The 2,686-nt window shown below is 68.6% G+C and carries 2 protein-coding genes and 1 pseudogene; 1 reads left to right on the forward strand and 2 read right to left on the reverse strand.

Annotated elements, in window-relative coordinates:
• Window positions 1-109 precede the first annotated feature (109 nt).
• Window positions 110-931: an SDR family NAD(P)-dependent oxidoreductase gene (locus QH470_RS27960; RefSeq protein WP_280275342.1), complete on the reverse strand. Its 822-nt coding sequence runs from the start codon at window positions 929-931 to the stop codon at window positions 110-112.
• A gap of 249 nt (window positions 932-1,180) precedes the next feature.
• On the opposite strand from QH470_RS27960, the gene QH470_RS27965 reads away from it, so the two are divergent.
• On the forward strand, window positions 1,181-1,900 hold the full coding sequence (locus QH470_RS27965; RefSeq protein WP_280275343.1) for an SGNH/GDSL hydrolase family protein: 720 nt from the start codon (window positions 1,181-1,183) through the stop codon (window positions 1,898-1,900).
• A gap of 647 nt (window positions 1,901-2,547) precedes the next feature.
• On the opposite strand, the pseudogene QH470_RS27970 reads toward QH470_RS27965, so the two are convergent.
• Window positions 2,548-2,686 (reverse strand): annotated as a pseudogene (locus QH470_RS27970) (aminotransferase class V-fold PLP-dependent enzyme); the annotation flags it as partial.

Genomic DNA, 2,686 nt, shown 5'->3' on the forward strand with positions numbered 1-2,686 from the left:
GGGGGGAGCCCATCTATAGGGGCGCCTCCCTGGGCGCCCCGGGCGGGTCCCCAGCCAACCCCGGGGGGCCCGCACCGCGCAGCCCGCCCCGGGGGCGGAACGTGCGGCGCTACAGCCGATCGCGCGCGGATGCCTGCTTACGGAACACCGGCGACATCCGCCGGGCCATCCGGTCGGCGAAGCCCGGGGACAACTGCGTCGTCGCGAACATCGACCGCACCGGCATGCCCATGTCCAGCACCTCGGACTTGTTGCGCCGCACCGCGCCGACGATCTTTCCCGCGATCCGGTCCACGGTGGTAGAGCCCAACAGCGCGCTGGCCCGCACACCCTGGTCGACCCAGACCTGATACATGCCGTCGCCCTTCACGAAACCGGGCAGCACGACGGAGAACCCGATGGGCGTGCCGTGGTACTCGGCGCGCAGCGATTGGGCCAGCGAGACCAGGCCGGCCTTCGTCGCGGCGTAGGGCGCCTGGAACGCGGGCGCGACCTTGGCGGCGCCCGTCGACACGAACAGCACGTGCCCGGCGCCCCGCTCGACCATGCCCGGCAGTACGCGCCGGGTGAGCAGCATCGGCGCCATCAGGTTGACATCGACGATCCAATTCAGTTCCGCGGGTTCGTATTTCGCGAACGCCGCGGCCACCTCGACACCGGCGTTGTTGATCAGGACATCGATCGGCCCCAGCGCCCGCTCCGCCCGGTCGACCAGATCGTCGAGACTCGCCGCATCGGCCAGATCGCCGAGGACCGGCTCGGCCTTCGCGCCGTTCTCGCGCAGTTCCTCCGCCAGCGCACCGAGCACATCGGCCTGCCGCCCTACCAGCGCGACGCGCGCGCCCTCGGCGGCCAGCCGGCGTGCCACGCGTTTCCCGATACCGCCCGACGCCCCGGTCAGGAGCACCGTCCGTTCCTTGAGATCCTTCACTGCTCCTCCTGGAGTCCATAGGCGGCGGCCCCGATCGGCAGCAGCTACCGCACGACCGTTCGCCGACGCGATCCGAGCCTCCCGCTCATCGACCGAGCAGGTAAACCCCTATCCACGCCCCTATCGCCGGTCGAGGCGCCGCAACCACGGGTACCTTGACCCTCACGCTACTCGCCCGGTAGCGTGAAAAGCACGCACGTTCGTGCGTTTATGACACCAGCTCTCGGCTCAGCGACCAAGGAGAAGCCCATGACGGAGGCAAGCGGTTCCACCACCGCCGCCGCGGACCGCGACCTCGGCGCACCCCCGGAGCAGGCCTACACCGAGGCCACCGACCCCGATTGCCTCCCCGACGAGGTGGCCGTCGACATGCTGCGCGCCGCGCCGTGGCGCCGCATCGCGCTCGTCGGCGACAGCACCGCGCACGGAGCAGGCGACCCCAGCCCCGGCTACCGCGAGATGTACTGGGCCCCAAGGGTAATTCAGGTGCTGCGCGCCGCCGTGGGCGAGGTCGAGTTCCTCAACACCGGCCGCATCAACGCCACCACCCGCCAGGTGCTCGACGAGCAGCTGGACACGGCACTGGCCTTCGACCCCGACCTGCTCTACATCGCCTGCGGCGGCAACGATTTGTGGACCGACACCCCCGACTACAACGCTGCCGAGGACAACCTCGAGCGAATCTTCGCCGCCGGCAAGGCGATCGGCGCCCGCCTCGCCACCATGACCATCGCCGACGCCGTCCCCGAGCACATTCCCCAGCTGCGCCCGTTCCACGAGCGTCTGGACCTTCTCAACCAGGTGATCCGCCGCGTGGCCACCCGCCACGACGCCATCCTGATCGACCTCTGGTGGCACCCGGTCGGTCATCGCCCCACGGTCATGTCCGCCGACAACATCCACTTCAACATCTCGGGCCACGCCGTAGTAGCGGCCGAGGTAATCAAGGCTTTGGCCGCCGCCCACTGATTCGACTCACACCGAACACATATCTCGCGCCCACGCCCCAGTGGCCGATACCGTCTTGCCGGCAAGGTGAGCAACACGCCCGGCATCAGCCCGGGCAACGACAACGGGTGCGTCGTGCCGATCAAATGTGCCACCTCGCCAGAGCCGCTGACCGGGCCGGGCCTCCAACCCGGTCAGCGGCAAGGGGCTCCGTCAGCGGCGAGCGCAATCGCGCGGCCACGTCCCTTCCCGATCCTTTGCCTTGGCGTCCACTGAGCCTCTGGCTGGCAGGCCGCATCGCCCGGCCACTCAGGACTCAAATGTTCAGATGCGCATATCCGGGTATAGGTATTTTTTTCTGAGCCAATCAGCGGAACCATCTCGCCCTCATCGGCACGTTGTCACTCTTACCGGACCGAGTCGAGACATCCGCCGCGACCAGTAGCTGACACCCCTTCGCGGTGACGGACCGCTTGGGGACCAGCCGTGCCGCTCGGCCCGTACATGCAGATCATCACGGTCGATTTCGTGGTCCTACCGAGTGGGCACATCAATTACCAAGGCAGCTAAGGTGATTCGCCATCGAACGTGGGGGGGGGGGGGGGGGGGGGGGGGGGGGGCGCGGAACCACCACCCCCACCGCCTGAAGACGGGAAAAAAGATAGTCAGGAGGCGTGGGTGAAGGCCACCATCTTGGTGCGCGGGGACAGTTCCAGCGAATCGAGATCGATGCGGCCGTCGTCGGTGACGCCGTACCACTTCAGCGTGGCGCCCGTGCGGCGCGCCAGCTCCTGCCAGGGCACCAGG

Source organism: Nocardia wallacei (assembly GCF_029868745.1).
In the GTDB taxonomy this organism is placed as follows: domain Bacteria; phylum Actinomycetota; class Actinomycetes; order Mycobacteriales; family Mycobacteriaceae; genus Nocardia; species Nocardia wallacei_B.